Here is a 20,826-nt window from a genome sequence, read left to right as displayed (position 1 = left end):
TTGCTTTCCCGAAAAATTTCGGACTGCAAAGATAGTCGCTTTTATTTAACCTCCTAATCTTTTTTGATGTTTTAATTTTATCTTTTTAAAACTGAATAAAATCATAAAATTAACTTCTTGTAAGACCAAAAAACCCCTAAACAAACTCTCAATGAACTTAAACTAACTTACTCGTATTTCCGTTAGCGGGTGCAAATGTACAACCTCTTTTTACATACACAACACTTTTATGGAAAAACTTGTAAATTATTTTAAAATAAATCGCAAAACACTGTAAATAAATTGATTATAAAACATGGTTTTTTTACGCTAATTGCAACTTCTACTAAACAACAATAATTTAAACCCAATACAAACCATTTTTAAACCTTCTTATACATCTCTTCTTTTTATATTATAACACAAATTATAACCAATAATAACAATATTATATCTGAAAGTTTATAGGAAATAGAATTAGGAATTGGCTACATGTTGCTTTTTATTATCATTAAAACAGCAAAAAGCATCTTAAAATAATTTACAAATCGATTTTAGCTGCAGGTAATTTTAAAAATCATTACCCAAATTGTTCAAATAATAAACGAAAAATTGGCTGAAAAAATTTAAAATTGCAATAATGTGAGCAATAAACTCTCCTTAAAACGCAATATTATTTTCTGTTTGTTGCCTTCTTTATTAAAAAGCTACTCACTTTACTATAGATTTCTGCATAATGTTTCTGTTTTAATTTCTAAAAAAACGAAACTAACAGCATTATTTTACGAATTGATTAAACCTATTACTTGAATAAAAAACCACAATAACTTTAGGTTACCTTATTATGTAGTAAAAATATACCAGATTGTTATTAAACTAGACAAGTTATATTAACTTAAAGGAAGTTATTTTGCTTACAAGAAAAGATTTTGTTTTTAAGCTTACCTTATATACAAGTCTGTACAGTTTCTTTAGTTAATTTTTGCTCCTTAATATCTGCAACAATTATTTTACTTGTATTGTTACCAATCCGTTTTTCTAATTAATTTTAGTTTTGCTTTGTTTTATATGTATTTTTCCTTCTATACATATATGTATCCCTTATATTAGAGTTGGTTTTAAAATTGGTTTTAACCTATAGTTCTTCCAAGTTATAGAAAATACTGTTTATTATAACTAAGCCCGTGTTAAGGATTGCAGTGGAAATCCTTTTTATGACTATCTTAATATAAACGCATGTTGTATTTGTAAACTTAGCTTTTTAGAAATTGTTTGATTTTCTGTTATTCCTCATAAAAAGATTGTAGCGTAAAGCCTGACCACGCTTTTTTGCGTGGGAACACCCAAATAAGACATCCTTTTATATTACTGCATATATATATTGTATGGATTGTTGTTTTCTAATATCTTTGCGCCACTAAAATTGATTTAATTAAATGATTAAAGTTACTTTACCTGACGGAACTGTTAAAGAGTTTGAGCAAAATAGCACGCCAATGGACGTGGCTAAAAGCATTAGTGAAGGTTTTGCTAGAAACGTAATTTCTGCAAACTACAATGGTACAACTATTGAAACCACTACCCCGCTTACTACAGATGGAGATTTAGTTTTATATACTTTTAATGACGCTGGTGGTAAAAAAGCTTTTTGGCATTCTAGTGCTCACGTATTGGCAGAAGCTATTTTAAGTTTTCATCCAGAGGCAAAGTTAACTATTGGACCTGCTATTGATAATGGTTTTTACTATGATATAGATTTAGGTGATGCTGTTATTTCTGATAAGGATTTTGATGCTATTGAAAAGAAATTCTTAGAAATTGCGCGTGGTAAGCATGAGTTTTCTCTTCGTGCTGTTTCTAAAGCCGATGCTTTGTCTTTATATAAAAGTGAAAACAACCCATATAAAGTTGAATTGATTGAAAATTTAACTGATGGTGATATTACTTTTTGCGACCATAGTAATTTTACTGATTTATGTAGAGGAGGCCATGTACCTAATACAGGTATTATAAAAGCTGTAAAGATTATGAGCGTTGCTGGTGCTTATTGGCGTGGTGATGAAAAAAATAATCAGTTAACTAGGGTTTATGGAATTTCTTTTCCTAAGCAAAAAATGCTGAAAGAGTATTTAGAACTTTTAGAAGAAGCTAAAAAACGTGATCACAGAAAATTAGGAAAAGAGCTAGAGCTTTTTACTTTTTCTCAGCGAGTTGGTGCTGGTTTACCATTATGGTTGCCAAAAGGTGCTGCTTTAAGACAGCGTTTAGAAGATTTTTTAAAGAAAGCTTTAAAAATTGGTGGTTACGAAATGGTGGTAACACCACATATTGGACAAAAAGAATTGTATGAAACTTCTGGACATTATGAAAAATATGGTGAAGATAGTTTTCAGCCAATTAGAACGCCAAAAATGGATGAGGAGTTTTTGTTGAAACCGATGAACTGCCCTCACCATTGTGAAATTTATAAATTTAAACCTTTTTCTTACAAAGATTTACCAAAGCGTTATGCAGAATTTGGTACGGTTTATCGTTATGAACAATCTGGCGAATTGCACGGAATGACTCGTGTAAGGTCTTTTACACAAGATGATGCACATATTTTTTGTACACCAGATCAACTTAAAGATGAGTTTAAAGAAACTATAAACTTGGTTTTATATGTTTTTAAAACACTTGGTTTTGATGATTTTACGGCTCAAATATCATTGAGAGATCCAGAAAATCCTGATAAATACATTGGTAAAGATGAAAACTGGGTAAAAGCTGAAGCAGCCATTATAGAAGCCGCTGAAGAAAAAGGACTAGAAACTGTTGTAGAAACTGGTGAAGCTGCCTTTTATGGACCTAAACTAGACTTTATGGTTAAGGATGCATTAGGTAGAAGTTGGCAGTTGGGTACCATACAAGTTGATTATAATTTACCAGAACGTTTTGATTTAACTTACAAAGGTGCGGACAATAACTTGCACAGACCAGTAATGATTCATAGAGCTCCGTTTGGGTCTTTAGAACGTTTTATTGCTGTACTTTTAGAACATACAGGAGGAAATTTCCCACTTTGGCTAACTCCAGATCAGGTTATCTTGTTGCCTATCAGTGATAAATATCAAAAATATTCAGAAAAAGTTTTAGAATCGTTAGAAAATTCCGAAATTCGCGCCCTAGTAGATAACCGAAGTGAAAAAACGGGTCGTAAGATTCGTGATGCAGAATTTAGCAAAATACCATTTATGGTAATTATTGGTGAAAAGGAAGAACAAGACGGAACTGTGTCTGTAAGAAAACATGGTGAAGGAGATTTAGGTACATTTACTATTGAAGAATTTATTTCTTTAATTAAAACAGAAGAAAGTAAAACATTGGTAGATTTTAATTAATTTTGAAGTTTATTAGTACATAGAAAAATAAGGCTGACAAACAGCCAAATGTTAATTTTAAATTTATAAGTCATAGCAATTCGTAGAAGCAGGTCAAGAAGGCCATTAAGAGTAATCAAAGAAGATCAACATAGGATTAATGAGAAAATAAAATATGTTGACGAAGTTCGTCTTGTGGGCGATAATGTAGAAGTTGGTGTATATCCTTTAGCGAAAGCTAAAGATTTAGCCAAAGAACAGGAATTGGATTTGGTAGAAATTTCTCCCAAAGCAAAACCACCTGTTTGTAAAATTATTGATTACAAGAAATTCTTGTATGAGCAAAAGAAACGAGAGAAAGCTCTAAAATCTAAGGCAACTAAGGTTACTATAAAAGAAATTCGTTTTGGACCTCAAACAGATGAGCACGATTATGAGTTTAAGAAAAAGCACGCCATTAAGTTTTTACAAGATGGTGCTAAATTAAAAGCTTTTGTTTTCTTTAAAGGACGTTCTATCATCTTTAAAGAACAAGGACAAATTCTTTTATTAAAATTAGCTCAAGAATTAGAAGAGTATGGTAAAGTAGAACAATTGCCAAAATTAGAAGGTAAACGTATGATTATGTTTATTGCTCCTAAAAAAGTAAAATAAGATTCCATACAAACTTCCTTTTTAAAAGGAACAACTATAGACCAAAAATATTAAGCAAGTTAAAACGAAGGAGAGATGCCTAAAATGAAAACCAAATCTAGCGCCAAAAAACGATTTAAAGTTACTGGTACTGGAAAATTAAAAAGAAAGCACGCGTTTAAAAGTCACATTTTAACAAAGAAATCTAAAAAACGTAAGCTAGCCTTGACACATTCTACATTAGTACATAAGTCTGATGAAGCGAATATCAAGCAACAATTAAACTTAAAATAAGTTTAAAAAGGGAATTTTATTATTAACCATGTAATTTAGCAATTAAAGTCATTTTTAATTAGAAGTACGTTAGTAACGCCGCTTATTACAAAACACATTGAAATTATGCCAAGATCAGTAAATTCAGTAGCCTCAAGAAAAAGAAGAAAAAAAATCTTGAAGGCAGCAAAAGGTTACTTTGGACGTAGAAAAAACGTTTACACAGTAGCAAAAAATGCGGTTGAAAAAGGTATGCTTTATGCATATAGAGACCGTAAAAACAATAAGAGAAACTTCCGTTCTTTATGGATTGTTCGTATTAACGCGGCAGCTCGTTTAAATGGAATGTCTTACTCTCAGTTTATGGGGAAAGTAAAAGCGAATCAAATTGAATTAAACCGTAAGGTTTTAGCAGATTTAGCTGTAAACAACCCAGACGCTTTTAAGGCAGTTGTAGAGAAAATTAAATAAATATAAATTACTTGCTTATAATTAAAACCCAAACATTTTGTTTGGGTTTTTTTATTACATTTACTTCAGGTAAACGAACCACCTAAATTAACCCCTAAAATAATATTTTAAAATCATGAAATTTCGCTTTTTATTCTTTGCACTTTTTTGTGCATGCTTTAACTATTTTGGTCAAGACAACACGGTTATACAAGAAGACAATTCTTTAAACGGTCAGTTTGATAAGATCTATAGAACCTCTACCAATTATCAAGTTTATAAGGTAATTAGTAAAGAAAAGTACCTGCAATTAAAAAAGAATGTTTTAGACTCTGTTAGCAGTACAAAATCTTTGGTATCTAAAAAAGATAACCTTTTAAATAAAGAAATTGAAAACAACAAAGAAACAAAGGCGCTACTATCTAAAACTCAAATAGCACTTGAAGCCGCCAATAAAAAAGAAAACACTATTTCTCTTTTTGGTTTAGAGTTTAGTAAACTAAACTACAACCTAATTCTTTGGGGCTTAATTTTGGCACTATTATTCGCTTTATTTTATTTTATTTTTAAATTTTCTAGAAGTAACATTTTAACTAAAGAAGCTAAAGATAGCTTGTTATATGTTGAAAATGAATTTGAACAACACAGAAAAAAATCTTTAGAAAGAGAACAAAAACTAAGAAGGCAATTACAAGATGAAATTAATAAGCATAGAAACGCATAATACTAAAAAGTAATTATTTTAATAGACCAAAAAAATCTTAATATTTTAAGATTATTGTAATAATACGTTACTATTCTTTTTTAATTCATAATTTTTGTACTTTTACAATATAAATAATTGCCCCATGAATGTATTACATATTAGTGCAGAATGTTTCCCCATTGCAAAAGTTGGAGGTTTAGCAGATGTTGTAGGAGCATTACCTAAATACCAAAAAGAAATAGGTGTAAATAGTAATGTTGTAATGCCCTATTACAATAATAAATTTACTGCCAATAATTCTTTTGATTTAATTTATGAAAATGCAATAGCACTAGGACACGATTATTACAACTTTAAAATCTTAAAATTAAAAGATAGCACACTAGGTTTTGATTTGTTTTGCATTGATGTACCCAACCTAGTATACAAAGAATACGTTTATTCTAATGATGACACAAAACGTTTTTTAGCTTTTCAAATTGCAGCATTAGATTGGCTTTTAACACTAAATGAGCAACCAAACATAATTCATGTTCATGACCATCACACAGGTTTAATTCCTTTTATGGTTCAAGAATGTCATAAATATGCTGCACTTAAAAATATTCCTACGGTTTTAACCATACATAACGCACAATACCAAGGTTGGTTTTCGCATGACAGTGTAAACTTAATACCTCCTTTTGATTTTAGTAAAGTAGGATTATTAGATTGGAAAGGCATTATTAATCCGCTTGCTGCAGCTATAAAATGTGCTTGGAAAGTAACCACAGTTTCACCTTCTTACATGGAAGAATTAAAACAAGGCGCAAATGGTTTAGAAAGTTTGTTAAGTCACGAAAGTGCCAAATGTGTTGGTATTTTAAATGGTATTGATTGGAATGTTTGGAATCCTGAAACGGATAAAATGTTAAAACAAAACTTTAATCATACAAATGTTATTACTGGTAAAAAAGGAAACAAGAAATACTTATGTGAAAAGTTTAAGTTAGCTGAATCTAAACCTCTTTTTGCTTTTATAGGAAGGCTAGTTGGGGAGAAAGGAGCAGATTTATTTCCACAAATATTTGAAAAAGCTTTGGCTGAAAATGATATTTCTATTTTACTCTTAGGTTCTGGCCACAAAGAAACAGAAGCTCGTTTGGCAAACATCAACAATAAAAATTACAATTCTTTTATTGGTTATGATGAAAGTTTAGCACATGTAATATATGCAGGCGCAGACTTTTTACTAATGCCATCTCGCGTAGAACCTTGTGGATTAAACCAAATGTACTCCTTAAGATATGGTACAATACCAGTTGTAAACGCCATAGGTGGTTTAAAAGATACAATAATAGATATTAAAAATGATGGATTTGGAATTTGCCATAATACTGTAAATGTAGAAGAAGTAACGCATGCCATTTCTAGAGCAACTGAATATTATAAAAACAAAAAAGTATTCCAAAAGAATGTAACTAAAGTAATGAAAATCAATAACTCTTGGAGCAACTCTGCACAATTGTACGTAAATTTATATAAATCATTACAACAAACAAAAAAATAAAATTATGATTAACGACAATGTATTAGGAATTATTTTAGGCGGCGGACAAGGTTCTAGACTTTATCCATTAACCGCAGACAGATCTAAGCCAGCAGTGCCTATTGCTGGTAAATATAGGTTGGTAGATATTCCTATTTCTAACTGTATAAATGCAGACATTAAAAGAATGTATGTATTAACACAATTCAATTCGGCATCGTTAAATCAACATATAAAAAACACCTATCATTTTAGTTTTTTTAGTTCTGCTTTTGTAGATGTTTTAGCCGCAGAACAAACTATGAATAGTGATAAGTGGTTTCAAGGAACAGCAGATGCTGTAAGGCAAAGTATGCATCATTTTTTAGAAAACGATTTTAAATATGCATTAATTTTATCTGGAGATCAGTTGTATAATATGGATTTTCAAGACATGATAGACAAGCATGAACAAAGTGGTGCTAAAATATCTATTGCTACTTATCCTGTAGATGCAAAAGATGCCACTTCTTTTGGGATTTTAAAGACTGATGAAAACGATCAAATTACATCATTTATTGAAAAACCAGATGCACATTTATTACCAGATTGGACTTCTGAAGTAAGTGCAGAAATGAAAAAAGAAGATAGAAACTATTTGGCTTCTATGGGTATTTATATTTTTAATAGAGAGTTATTGGTAGAATTAATGGCCAATCCAGACACTATAGACTTTGGTAAAGAAATTATACCACAAGCCATTAATGAACACAAAACAATGAGTTATCCTTATGAAGGGTATTGGACAGATATTGGAACTATAGATTCATTTTTTGAAGCAAACATAGGACTTACAGAAGATATACCTAAGTTTAATCTATATGATGACAATCGTGTTTTTACAAGACCACGTATTTTACCTACATCTAAATTTAGTGGCACTATTTTAAATAAAACAGTTATTGCAGACGGTTGTATTATTAATGCAGAAAAAATAGAAAAATCTGTAATTGGCATTCGTTCTAAAATTGGCGAACAATCTGTTGTAACCAATACTTATATGATGGGTAATGACAATTATGAGTCTTTAGAACAAATTGAAAACAACAATATTGAAATACAAATTGGTATTGGAGATAGATGTGTTATCAACAAATGTATTATAGACAAAAATGTAAGAATTGGAGACGATTGTAAAATTTCTGGAGGATCACATTTAAAAGATATAGAAACAGATCTTTATCAAGTTAAAGACGGTATCGTCATCATAAAAAAAGGTGCAATACTTCCAAAAGGTACAATAATATAAATGTCTTATTCTAATTTAAAACTTTTACATGTCTAAAGTTATAGCGCATAGTTTATTTTCAGAATTTGATATAAACCTATTTAAAACTGGTAAACACTACAAATTATACGAAAAATTTGGTTCGCACATTACTACCATAGATGGTATAGAAGGTACCTATTTTGCAGTTTGGGCACCAAGCGCAAAGGAAGTTTCTGTTGTTGGAGATTTTAATTATTGGAACGACCAAGAACACCAACTTAATGTAAGATGGGATGCTAGCGGAATTTGGGAAGGCTTTATACCCTATGTTGGTAAAGGCAATTTATACAAATACAAAATTTTTAGCAACAATAATGGGGTTATAACAGAAAAAGCAGATCCTTATGCACGTAGAAACGAACATCCACCAAAAACAGCTTCTGTAGTCTGGGAAGATAATTATTCCTGGAAAGATAAAAAATGGATGAACGATCGTAAAAAGCACAACGCTTTAGATGCTCCTTATGCCGTTTATGAAGTGCATTTAGGCTCTTGGAAACAAAAAGTAGCAGAAAATAGATTTATGAGCTATACAGAATTAGCTGATGAATTGGTGAATTATGTAGCAGACATGAATTTTACACACGTAGAATTTATGCCAGTTATGGAGTTTCCTTATGACCCAAGTTGGGGTTATCAACTAACAGGCTACTTTGCTCCTACTTCTAGATTTGGTTATCCTGATGAATTTAAATTTTTAGTAGATAAATTTCACGAAAAAGGAATTGGCGTTTTATTAGATTGGGTGCCTTCACATTTCCCTTCAGATGCGCACGGTTTAGGTAATTTTGATGGAAGTTGTGTTTACGAACATCCAGACCCTAGAAAAGGGTATCACCAAGATTGGAAAAGTTTAATTTTTAATTACGGAAGAGCAGAAGTAAAATCTTTTTTAATTAGTAATGCTTTATTTTGGTTAGATCAATACCATGCAGATGGTTTGCGTGTAGACGCCGTGGCCTCTATGCTTTTCTTAGATTATTCTAGAGAAGATGGTGAATGGGAAGCAAATGAGTTTGGTGGACGAGAAAATTTAGAAGCTATCAGTTTTTTAAAAGAAATGAATGAAGCTGTTTATAAATTTTACCCAGATGTACAAACCATTGCAGAAGAATCTACTTCTTTTCCGCAAGTTTCTAGTCCTGTATTTTCTGGAGGATTAGGTTTTGGAATGAAATGGATGATGGGCTGGATGCACGATACTTTAGATTATTTTGCAAAAGAACCTATATATAGAAAACACCATCAAAACGATTTAACTTTTAGCTTAAATTATGCTTTTACAGAAAACTTTATGCTACCATTATCTCATGATGAAGTAGTATATGGCAAAAAATCTATCTTAGATAAAATGCCTGGAGATGAATGGCAACGTTTTGCTAATTTACGTTTATTATATAGCTTTATGTTTACACATCCAGGAACAAAACTTTTATTTCAGGGTAGTGAATTTGGCCAAATATCAGAATGGGATTTTCAGAAAAGTTTAGATTGGTTTGTTTTAGAATATGATGTGCACAAAGGCGCGCAAAACCTTGTAAGAGATTTAAATAAATTTTACACAACTGAAAAAGCACTGCATCAAAAGCAATTTTCTCCAGATGGTTTTGAATGGATAGATCATGGAGACCATGAAAACTCTGTAATGTCTTACATAAGAAAAGGAAAAAATAAAAAAGACGATGTAATTATTGTTTTAAATCTAACACCACAACCCAGAGAAAAATACAGAATAGGTTTACCCAAGAAAGGAAATTTAGAAGAAATTTTTAATTCTGACAACTCTAAATACAACGGAACAGCAAATTATAACAATAATACAATCACTTCAGAAAAAAAAGAATGGAATACTAGACCTAATTCTGTAGAATTACAACTACCACCATTAGGAATGGTAGCATTTAAATACAAATAAACTTCCAAATACAAGTTCCTTTCTTTTGTTTACCTAAGAAAACAACAAAAAAAAGGAACTTATTTTTACTATTTCACAAAAAATTAGCTTTTTTTTAATCGTTTCAGAATATTAAAAAAAGAAAATCTATTCACTTCATTATTAAATAAATAAACAATATTTTAGCTATATAATAACTGAATTTATCACTGCAAAAAATACTCAACTTTTGCATATTATTCGCAAATAAACAGCCAATATATGATTGTTAATACAGAACTAGAACAGAAAGGAAATTTATTTCCATCCAATATTGTAGATTATAAAAAAGACGTAGATACACTTTATTTTACAACAGCAAATAACGTAATTTTACAGCTTACAGTGGTTAGAGACAGTGTAATTCGTTTTAGATATGCCACCGCAGGTAAATTTGAAAACGATTTTTCTTATGGAATTACCATACACGCAAGTAGAGGCTACAGTTTTTTAGAAATTTCTGAAGATGATACACATTATAGTATTACCACTTCTAAATTAATTTGTAAAGTAGAAAAAACAAATTTACAAGTAAAAATTTACGATGCATTAGATCATAAATTAATAAATGAAGACGAGATTGGTTTTCATTGGGAAGAAAGTTATCAATATGGTGGAGACATTGTAAAAATGAGTAAAACTTGCCAAAAAGCAGAAAGTTTTTATGGCTTGGGAGATAAGCCTGTAGATGTAAATTTAAAAGGCAAACGTTTTGAAAATTGGGCAACAGACTCCTATGCTTTTGGTAAAAATACAGATCCAATCTATAAAGCAATACCGTTTTATACGGCTATTCAAGACAACAAATCTTATGGTATTTTCTTTGACAATACCTTTAAAACACATTTTGATTTTGCGCAAGAACGTAGAAATGTAACTAGTTTTTGGGCACACGGTGGTGAAATGAATTACTATTTTATTTACGGACCAAAAATGGAAGATGTTGTTGCCAATTATACAGATTTAACAGGTAAGCCACATGCTTTACCTCCACTTTGGGCATTAGGTTTTCACCAATGTAAATGGAGTTATTATCCAGAAGCTAACGTAAAAGAAGTCACTAAAACCTTTAGAGATTTACAAATACCATGTGATGCTATTTATTTAGATATCGATTATATGGATGGTTTTAGGTGTTTTACTTGGGATAAAAATTACTTTCCAGACCCTAAACGAATGGTTAAAGAGTTAGAAGATGACGGCTTTAAAACAGTTGTAATTATAGATCCAGGAATTAAAATAGATTTAGAATATGACGTTTTTAAAGAAGCTTTAGACAAAGACTATTTCTGTAAACGTGCAGACGGACCTTATATGAAAGGGAAAGTTTGGCCTGGAGAATGTTATTTCCCAGATTATACCAGACCAGAAGTTAGAGAATGGTGGTCTAGCCTATTTCAAGAGCTTATAGAAGATATTGGTGTAAAAGGAGTTTGGAATGATATGAACGAGCCAGCTGTAATGGATGTTCCTAACAAATCTTTTCCAGATGATGTAAGACATGATTATGATGGCAACCCATGCTCTCATAGAAAAGCCCATAATATTTACGGTACACAAATGGCGCGTGCCACTTACCATGGTTTAAAGAAATACGCATATCCAAAAAGACCTTTTGTAATTACAAGATCTGCCTATTCTGGTGCGCAAAGATATACCTCTACTTGGTTTGGAGACAATGTTGCTACTTGGGAACATTTGGCGGTTGCCAATAACCAAGCTCAAAGAATGGCAATGTCTGGCTTTTCTTTTGCTGGTTCTGATATTGGTGGATTTGCAGAACAACCTCAAGGAGAATTATTTGCAAGATGGATTCAATTGGGTATTTTTCATGTTTTTTGTAGAGTACATTCTTCTGGAGACCATGGAAACCAAGAACCTTGGGTTTTTGGTGATGAAATTACAAACATTGTAAGAAAATTTGTAGAATTAAGATACCAACTTCTACCTTATTTATACACTGCCTTTTGGGATCATATTAATGATGGTACACCAATTTTAAAATCATTAGTTTTATATGACCAAGAAGATACACAAACGCATTATAGAAGTGATGAATTTGTTTATGGTGATAAAATTTTAGTTTGTCCTATACAAGAGCCAAATGCAAAAGGGAGAAGAATGTACGTTCCTAGAGGTAATTGGTACAATTTCTGGACAAATGAAGTTGTAGAAGGAGGTAAAGAAATTTGGGTAGATGCAGATTTAGATAGCATGCCAATTTTTATAAAAGAAGGCGCTGTAATTCCTAAATATCCTGTACAACAATATGTTGGCGAAAAAGATTTTGATGAAATTACTTTAGATGTATATTACAAAAAAGGTATAGAAACTTCTAAATTATATGATGATGCTCATGACGGTTATGATTATAAAAAAGGAAGGTTTAGCTTAAGAAGTTTTAAAGTTACAGGTAAAAAGAAAGAACTTATTATACAACAACACAAACGTGGAGATTATGAAGCTCCTTATAGTAAATTTGAGATTGTTTTACATAATTTACCTTTTACAATAACCACTGTTGAAATAGATAATGAAGTAATTTCTTTAGATACCATTAATTTAGAGACGCAAACCATAACTATAAATAAAGAATTTACTGAATTACATTTGGCAGGAAAATAATTTTAAATTCTAAAATTGTAATACAAAACTTTTAATTTTAACTTGATTGAAAGTTTTTGATCAAAAAAAAACCTCAGAAAATTCTGAGGTTTTTTTGTGCTAATTACAATAAAGTGTGTAGCGCTTATATTCCATCTCCCAATTCTTTTAACTTTTCTGTGTTTTCTGCCAACATCAATTCGTCTATTATTTTTTGAATATCGCCATTCATAATATTAGGTAAATCATATAAAGACAAACCAATTCTATGATCTGTAACTCTTCCTTGTGCATAATTGTATGTTCTAATTTTTGCACTTCTATCTCCTGAAGAAACCATAGAACCACGTTTTAATGCATCTTCTGCCTGTTTTTTAGCCAATTCCATATCATATAAACGAGAACGCAATACTTTAAAAGCTTTCTCTTTATTTTTATGCTGACTTTTTTGATCTTGACATTGTGCAACCAAACCAGTTGGTATGTGTGTTAAACGCACAGCAGAATAGGTAGTATTTACAGATTGCCCACCAGGACCAGAAGAACAGAAAAAATCTATTCTTACATCTTTTGGGTTTATTTCTACATCAAACTCTTCTGCCTCAGGAAAAACCATACAAGTAGCTGCAGAAGTATGCACACGTCCTTGAGTTTCTGTTTGCGGAACACGCTGCACTCGATGCACACCAGCTTCAAACTTTAAAATACCATAAACATCTGCGCCGTTTACTTCAAACTGAATTTCTTTAAATCCACCATTTGTTCCTTCAGAATAATCTACTGTAGAAACCTTCCATCCTTTACTTTCGCAATATTTAGAATACATTCTAAATAAATCTCCTGCAAAAATACTTGCTTCATCACCACCAGTTCCTGCGCGCAATTCTACCACGGCATTCTTAAAATCTTCTGGATCTTTTGGTATTAATAAAAATTTAATTTCATCTTCTAACTGTGGAATTCTAGTATTGGCCTCATCTAACTGCATTTTTGCCATTTCTGTCATTTCTGCATCAGAACCATCTGCAATTATTTCTTTTGCCTCTTCTATATTTTCAGTTAATTGTTGGTATTCATCTCCTTTTTTAACAACATCACCTAAATCTTTATATTCCTTCATTAATTGCGCATAACGCTTCTGATCCATAATAATTTCTGGCTGAATAATTAAATCAGAAACCTCATCATAACGTTGCTTTACAATTCTTAACTTATCTATCATTTTACTTACTATTCTAGGATTGCGAATTTACAATTTTTATCGGAATTATATTTTAAATTCAATTAACTATATTTGATGGTATTCAATCAAAAAAAATGAGCAAATTAAAACTTTATTTTATTTTTCTTAAAACAAAGTTTTTATTCCCACTTGTTTCTTGCATTTTCGCTTTACACTTTACATCGATAACTGCAATAGCTATAATTACATTATTTGCAGCAACATGGTTACTTTGGGCTTATGAATATTACATAAACGACCCTAAGAAACAATCTTTATACTTTTACTATAATTTAGGAATTACTACACTAAAATTATATGGTTTTGTATTTTGTTTTAATTTACTGCTATTTACCCTTTACAAAAGCTGTTTTCTATGAAAAAAATAGAAATGGATAATGTTATTTTAAATTTTGGTAAGACCGAAATTTTAAAATCGGTTTATTTTAAGGCAGAAAAAAAGCAGATTACGGGCATTTTAGGAAGCAATGGTTCTGGAAAAACATCTTTATTACGAATTTTATTTGGTGAATTAAAACCACAAAGTAAACTGATTAGAATTGATGATAAGCCAATTTTAAAACCTTTATATACTCAAAACAACATACGCTTTTTACCTCAATTTCATATTATTCCAAGTACATTCTCATTACAAAAGGCTTTTAATTATTTTAATGTTGCTTTAGATTCTTTTTTAAACCACTTTCCTGAATTTAAAAAACAAAAGCACATTAAATTTAAAATATTATCTGGTGGAGAACGCAGATTAATAGAAACGTATATTCTTTTAAAAAGCAAGGTAGATCTTGTGATATTAGATGAACCTTTTTCGCACTTAGCACCACTTTATATACAAAAAATAAAAACTTTAATTATTGAAGAAAAAAAGAATAAAGCCATTATAATTACAGATCATTTGTTTAAAGATATTCTAGACATATCTGATAAAAATTATTTCTTAAAAGACGGTTGGTGTAAATTATTAAAAAACAAAGAAGATTTAATTTTCTACAAATACACCAATACTATGTAACAAGTTAGGCAACTCATTTACAACTGCTTCCCTATTTATCTTATCCTAAAACCAAAACAGCATCTAAAGCGCTAATTTTTTGGTTATTTATTAGTTTTAAAGCGCTTGTAATTGTTTCCAAATAGCATCTTCTATAAAAACTACACCTTCCTTTAGATTTTTTATTCTTGTATTTGCACTTTTTTCTCCTGGATAATACGTTTTATCTCCTGGAGTTATAGGCGCTACATTATGCGTAAAATCTACCACCTCATCAATAAGTTTTTGTTGCAAATCTGTATCATTAAAAACCTCTGGAGAAATGCATATATATACTTGAGAAATACCTGTTTCAATTTCTTTTGCACTTACTCTTGCTGTAGAATTTCCTGCAGATAATATAGTTGCCAACATGTCTAAAACCATAGAAAGTGCAGATCCTTTCCAATATCCTATAGGCAAACCTCTTTCTTTCAATAAAATTTTTTCAGGGTCTTTAGAAAGCTGGTTGTTTTGATCCCAACCACCATGATAGGGTAATTTTTCTCCTTTAAGTTTATAATCGTTTATTTTACCAAACGCAAACTGAGACATTGCCATATCCAGAACTATATTTCCTTTTTCTCTAGGAATAGAAACCACAAAAGGATTGTTACCAATTCTGCTATCTTTACCACCCCAAGGTGGCATATTGGCTTTTGTATTTGTAAATAATATGGAAATACATTTGTTATCTACAGCTTGTTTGCCATAAGTTCCTCCTCGCATCCAGTGGTTTGTGTTACGCAAAGCAACTAAACCCATACCATGTTCTTTTGCCAATTCTATAGCTCTGGTTGTGCATTTTTGCGCATTTAAAATACCTGGACCAAAATTTCCATCCCAACGTTCAATATTTCCAAAAGAAGCTATTTGTTCTGCTTCAGCATTTATCTTTATAATTCCTTTTTTAATATAATCTATAAAAAGAGGAACACGATTTATGCCATGAGAACTTACACCATCTAAAGTACTATCTGTAAATACTGCTGCAAGTGCATTTGCTTTTTGTTCTGTAAATTTATACTTTATAAAAAGTTGAGAAAGTGTTTCTTGTAATTTTTCTGGTGAAATTAGCATACGTATTTAGTTATCATGAATACTTAGATTCAACAAAATACCTTGTTTTAAGTAATCTACCAAAATTTAGATAGTTTTTATAATTTATGATATTTCAAAAATTATAAGAACAAACAAATTGCTAAAAGAAATAATTTTAACGGTTAATACTCAAAAGTACCAAACTCACTTTTTATGGTTAGTTTCTTGTTCTGTTTTACAGCAGAATCTAAAGCTTCAACCCTACCAACAATTTTGGCAGCTACATTAAAGGATTTAGAAATCTTAATAATATCTTCTGCAATTTCTGGAGAAACATATACTTCCATTCTATGCCCGCAGTTAAAAACTTGGTACATCTCTTTCCAATCCGTTTTAGATTGTTCTTGTATTAATTTAAATAATGGCGGAATTGGAAACATGTTGTCCTTTACAATATGTAAATTGTCTACAAAATGTAAAATTTTGGTTTGTGCGCCACCAGAACAATGTATCATTCCGTGCACTTCATTTGAAGTAAATTGAGATAAAATTGCTTTAATAATTGGTGCATAAGTTCTTGTTGGCGATAAAACTAATTTACCTGCATCAATCGGTGCATTTTCTACGTTGTCTGTTAATTTCATATTTCCAGAATACACCAATTCTTTTGGCACTGCAGCATCAAAGCTTTCTGGGTATTTATCTGCTAAATATTTGTGAAAAACATCATGTCTTGCAGATGTTAATCCGTTTGAGCCCATACCACCATTGTATTCCGTTTCATAAGTTGCTTGTCCAAAAGATTCTAAACCTACAATTACGTCTCCTGCTTTTATATTTGCATTGTCTATAACATCTGCACGTTTCATCCTTGCAGTAACTGTAGAATCTACAATAATGGTTCTTACCAAGTCTCCTACATCTGCAGTTTCTCCGCCTGTGGAATGTATGGCTACACCAAAGCCTTTTAAATCTGCTATAAGTTCTTCTGTTCCGTTAATGATTGCTGATAAAACTTCTCCAGGAATTTTACTTTTATTTCTACCAATTGTAGAAGATAACATAATATTATCTGTTGCTCCAACACATAAAAGATCATCAATATTCATAATTAATGCATCTTGTGCAATACCTTTCCAAACAGCAATATCTCCCGTTTCTTTCCAATACATATAAGCCAAAGAAGATTTTGTACCTGCGCCATCTGCATGCATTATCAAACAGTAATCATCATCATTTGTTAAATAATCTGGTACAATTTTACAGAATGCTTTTGGAAACAAACCTTTGTTTATATTCTTTATTGCATTATGTACATCTTCCTTTGATGCTGAAACACCTCTTTGCGCGTATCTTCTAGAAACTTCTTGGCTCATTTCTTATTTTTATTTCTACAAAGGTATTTATAATTAAAAAAGTAATAAAACTTTTTAAAGTAAATGTTTATTTATATTAAATATTTGCTATATTTGGACTTTAACCCCTAATTCCCTAAACCCCATGAAGAAAATATGTTTTCTTTCAGTTCTATGTACAGTATTTAGTTTAACAGCACAAATCTCTGCAGACAAATACATAGATTTTATTCCAATTTCACCTATTCAAGTGAAATCTTTAGTTTTAAGTACTTCCTCAGAAAACAAAATTATAAACTTATCTACTACAGAAATGTCTATAGATAAACAATCTGTTTTAAATTTTGTACCCAATGAATCTATGGAAACTACCATACAAAAGTTTACAGAATCTGGTGATTTAGAATATCATTATTCTGGAAGATCTGTTAAAAAAGGAACTTACAGATTAACTATTGATTACAACAAATACATTATTCAAAATATTAATAACACAGACGAAAACGATTGTTTTGGTTATGCTAAAATTGGTATTGGCTTGCGCATTGTTGCTAACATTAGTGCTTTAGAAAATAATATAGATATAAGTAGTTTGGTTGCTATTGGTAATGCTGCCCAAAAAGGAGATATTGCTGGTACAGTGGGTTACCAAGTTATAGGTATAGAATCTAAAGAAATTACGGCTATTCTTCCTATAAATTCAGAAATAACCTCATCTATTAATCAAGTTTTTCTGCAAGCAATTGGTGTTGTTAAAGGAAAAATTTATGATAAAGAAACGAGACTTCACCCGCAAATTATTGCGATTAAGCACACAGGTTGTGAAGTAAATACGGTTATTAAAAACCTTATGAAACAATATGCTACAGTAAAAGACAACCAAAGTTTTATTGTATTAAATTAAAAATAGAAATCATAAAAAACATCTTCTTTTGAAGATGTTTTTTTTTGCTTTAGAAATAAGGTTATTAGAAAACCAAATAGTAATATTTAATGCATTTTAAGGCACTATACGACTTTCAATAAAAATATAATTATTTGGTAAACAGTAATTCTCTATATTTGGTTATTGGCCACAAATTATCATCTACCATAGTTTCTAATTGATCGCAATGAAAACGAATTTGCTCAAAAAATGGTTTTAATTTATAGCAGTAATGTTCTGCTAATTTTAAACCAGAAAAATTATCTGCATTTTTACGTTCTTCAATCATTTTTATAGTAAGCGCATTAATTTCTGTAATATGCCTAGAAATTACCATAATTAATTCGATTTGCTCTTTTGCTATATTTTTGAAATCTGCACCAAATATTTCTTTTAAGTTTTTCGTATTTTCTAATAATGTATTCTGATAAATAATGGCAGTTGGCACCACATGATTTCTTGCAATATCTCCTAAAACTCTACTTTCTATTTGTAACTTTTTAGAATACTCTTGCAATTTAATTTCATAACGCGCTTCTACCTCAACTGGGCTCATAACATCCATTTCTTTGTAAAGTGCAATTACTTTTTTATCAATTTTAATCTTTAAAGCCGCTGGTGTTGTTTTATTATTACTTAAACCTCTTTTTTTCGCTTCTTTCTCCCATGTTTTTGAATAACCATCACCTTCAAAACGGATATTTTTACTAGCTTTAATATACTCTCTTAATACATTAAAAACAGCTTCGTCTTTCTTTAAGCGTTTGATTTCTATTAAAGTATCTACCTCTACTTTAAAATCTTTCAGTTGTTTGGCAACAATGGTATTTAAAACAGTCATTGGGCTAGCACAATTTTCTTGCGCACCAACTGCTCTAAACTCGAATTTATTACCCGTAAAGGCAAAAGGAGAAGTTCTGTTTCTGTCTGTATTATCTAGTAAAATTTCAGGAATTTTACCAATGATATTTAATTTTAAATCGGTTTTTTCTTGAGGAGACAACTTACCTTTTGTTACATTTTCTAACTCGTCTAAAACCGCAGAAAGCTGACTTCCTATAAACACAGATAAAATAGGTAAAGGAGCTTCATTAGAACCCAACCTACACTCGTTACCAGCAGAAGCCACAGAAGATCTTAGCAATTCTTCATGCTCGTAAACTGCTTTAATGGTATTTATAAAAAAAGTTAAAAATTGTAAATTTTTCATTGGTGTTTTACCGGGGCTTAACAAATTGGTTTTATTATCTAAAGACAAAGACCAGTTGTTGTGCTTACCAGAACCATTAATACCAAAAAAAGGTTTTTCGTGAAATAATACTTTAAATTGATGTCTTTTAGACACTTTGTGCATTACATCCATTAATAAAGAATTGTGATCTACCGCTAAATTAGCTTCTTCAAAAATTGGTGCAATTTCAAATTGATTTGGTGCCACCTCATTATGCCTAGTTTTTACAGGAATTCCTAAAACCATACACTCTTCTTCTAAATCTTGCATAAACGCCATTGCTCTTGCAGGAATGATACCAAAATAATGATCGTCTAATTGTTGTCCTTTTGCAGGAGAATGCCCTAAAAGCGTTCTACCTGTTAACTGTAAATCTGGTCTGGAATTGGCAAGTGCATCATCAATTAAAAAAAACTCTTGCTCCCAACCCAAGGTTGCAGATACTTTATTTGCATTTTTATCAAAATACTTACAAACAGCTGTTGCATGTGTATCTATGGCCTGTAAAGCTCTTAATAATGGTGTTTTATTATCTAAAGCTTCACCTGTATATGCTACAAAAATAGTAGGAATACATAATGTAGTTTCATACACAAAAGCGGGCGATGTTGGATCCCAAGCTGTATAACCTCTTGCCTCAAAAGTATTTCTTATACCTCCATTAGGAAAACTAGAAGCATCTGGCTCTTGTTGTACCAATTGCTCACCATCAAATTTTTCCATGGCCAAACTACCATTTATAGATTCAAAAAAGGCATCATGTTTTTCTGCAGTTGCACCTGTAAGTGGCTGAAACCAATGCGTATAATGTGTTGCACCTTTAGATATTGCCCAATCTTTCATGCTAACAGCCACTTGGTCTGCAATTTTACGATCTATTTTAGTACCATGGTCTATGGCATTCATAACACTTTCATACGCAGCTCTAGTAAGATACTGTTGCATAGCATACTTATTAAACACATTTTTACCAAAAAGCGTAGATCTTTTTTCTTGTTGATTTACTTTTAATGGACCTCTTTTTAAGGTTTCTTTTATGGCATTGAATCTAATAATTGACATATTATGAATTTATACGGTAATTTTTTTATTTTTAACCAAACTACCCCTACAAAAATTAGGGATAAAATTATTTTTAGGCAAAATTAAACATTTTACCCCTATTTTTTTTGATATGTAATCAAAAAAATCCATTTTTGTGATGTAAACATTACACACATTAAATTA

The 20,826-nt window shown here is 30.8% G+C and carries 15 protein-coding genes; 11 read left to right on the top strand and 4 right to left on the bottom strand.

The genetic code is table 11. The features are described 5' to 3' along the window. Positions 1-1,415: 1,415 nt before the first annotated feature. From thrS to Q0762_RS13540, 9 genes are all read left to right on the top strand, one after another. A complete protein-coding gene (gene thrS, locus Q0762_RS13580) occupies positions 1,416-3,359 on the top strand; it encodes a threonine--tRNA ligase (protein WP_298767617.1) in 1,944 nt (647 codons plus the stop codon). Between the two features lie 114 nt (positions 3,360-3,473). Further along, positions 3,474-3,992: a translation initiation factor IF-3 gene (infC, locus tag Q0762_RS13575; RefSeq protein ID WP_298767619.1), complete on the top strand. Its 519-nt coding sequence runs from the start codon at positions 3,474-3,476 to the stop codon at positions 3,990-3,992. A 75-nt stretch (positions 3,993-4,067) separates the two neighbouring features. Continuing rightward, positions 4,068-4,265 (top strand): 50S ribosomal protein L35, encoded by a 198-nt coding sequence (gene rpmI, locus Q0762_RS13570; RefSeq protein ID WP_298767615.1) that lies wholly within the window; start codon positions 4,068-4,070, stop codon positions 4,263-4,265. A 105-nt stretch (positions 4,266-4,370) separates the two neighbouring features. Beyond that, complete coding sequence (gene rplT / locus Q0762_RS13565; RefSeq protein ID WP_298767613.1) at positions 4,371-4,715, top strand: 50S ribosomal protein L20; 345 nt, start codon at positions 4,371-4,373, stop codon at positions 4,713-4,715. Between the two features lie 115 nt (positions 4,716-4,830). Further along, entirely contained in the window at positions 4,831-5,418 is a 588-nt protein-coding gene (locus tag Q0762_RS13560) for a hypothetical protein (RefSeq protein ID WP_298767611.1), read from the top strand. A gap of 124 nt (positions 5,419-5,542) precedes the next feature. Continuing rightward, a complete protein-coding gene (locus tag Q0762_RS13555) occupies positions 5,543-6,949 on the top strand; it encodes a glycogen synthase (protein WP_298767609.1) in 1,407 nt (468 codons plus the stop codon). Positions 6,950-6,953: 4 nt separating this feature from the next. Then, a complete protein-coding gene (locus tag Q0762_RS13550; RefSeq protein WP_298767608.1) occupies positions 6,954-8,216 on the top strand; it encodes a glucose-1-phosphate adenylyltransferase in 1,263 nt (420 codons plus the stop codon). Positions 8,217-8,244: 28 nt separating this feature from the next. After that, entirely contained in the window at positions 8,245-10,152 is a 1,908-nt protein-coding gene (glgB, locus tag Q0762_RS13545; protein WP_298767606.1) for a 1,4-alpha-glucan branching protein GlgB, read from the top strand. Positions 10,153-10,392: 240 nt separating this feature from the next. After that, positions 10,393-12,795 (top strand): glycoside hydrolase family 31 protein, encoded by a 2,403-nt coding sequence (locus Q0762_RS13540; RefSeq protein ID WP_298767604.1) that lies wholly within the window; start codon positions 10,393-10,395, stop codon positions 12,793-12,795. Between the two features lie 124 nt (positions 12,796-12,919). Here the strand turns inward: Q0762_RS13540 and prfA are convergent, their stop codons facing one another. After that, the gene (gene prfA, locus Q0762_RS13535) at positions 12,920-13,996 is read right to left on the bottom strand and encodes a peptide chain release factor 1 (RefSeq protein WP_298767602.1); all 1,077 of its coding nucleotides are present in this window, start codon (positions 13,994-13,996) and stop codon (positions 12,920-12,922) included. Positions 13,997-14,372: 376 nt separating this feature from the next. Between prfA and Q0762_RS13530 the strand changes: the two genes are divergently transcribed. Next, the gene (locus tag Q0762_RS13530; protein WP_298767600.1) at positions 14,373-15,029 is read left to right on the top strand and encodes an ATP-binding cassette domain-containing protein; all 657 of its coding nucleotides are present in this window, start codon (positions 14,373-14,375) and stop codon (positions 15,027-15,029) included. Between the two features lie 96 nt (positions 15,030-15,125). Here Q0762_RS13530 and yiaK read toward each other — a convergent pair whose 3' ends face one another. After that, positions 15,126-16,127, bottom strand: coding sequence for a 3-dehydro-L-gulonate 2-dehydrogenase (yiaK, locus tag Q0762_RS13525; protein ID WP_298767598.1), 1,002 nt, complete (start codon positions 16,125-16,127; stop codon positions 15,126-15,128). A 143-nt stretch (positions 16,128-16,270) separates the two neighbouring features. Then, positions 16,271-17,464 carry an AIR synthase related protein gene (locus Q0762_RS13520; protein ID WP_298767596.1) on the bottom strand — a complete coding sequence of 398 codons (1,194 nt, stop codon included), beginning with the start codon at positions 17,462-17,464 and terminating at the stop codon, positions 16,271-16,273. Between the two features lie 124 nt (positions 17,465-17,588). On the opposite strand from Q0762_RS13520, the gene Q0762_RS13515 reads away from it, so the two are divergent. Next, complete coding sequence (locus Q0762_RS13515) at positions 17,589-18,347, top strand: hypothetical protein (protein WP_298767594.1); 759 nt, start codon at positions 17,589-17,591, stop codon at positions 18,345-18,347. Positions 18,348-18,477: 130 nt separating this feature from the next. On the opposite strand, the gene Q0762_RS13510 is transcribed toward Q0762_RS13515, so the two are convergent. Then, positions 18,478-20,661, bottom strand: coding sequence for a glutamine synthetase III (locus Q0762_RS13510; protein ID WP_298767592.1), 2,184 nt, complete (start codon positions 20,659-20,661; stop codon positions 18,478-18,480). Positions 20,662-20,826: the final 165 nt, after the last annotated feature.

The organism is uncultured Polaribacter sp. (assembly GCF_947495205.1).
GTDB lineage: Bacteria > Bacteroidota > Bacteroidia > Flavobacteriales > Flavobacteriaceae > Polaribacter.
Note: the sequence above shows the minus strand (reverse complement) of the source record. Positions and strands in the feature narration are given on the sequence as shown.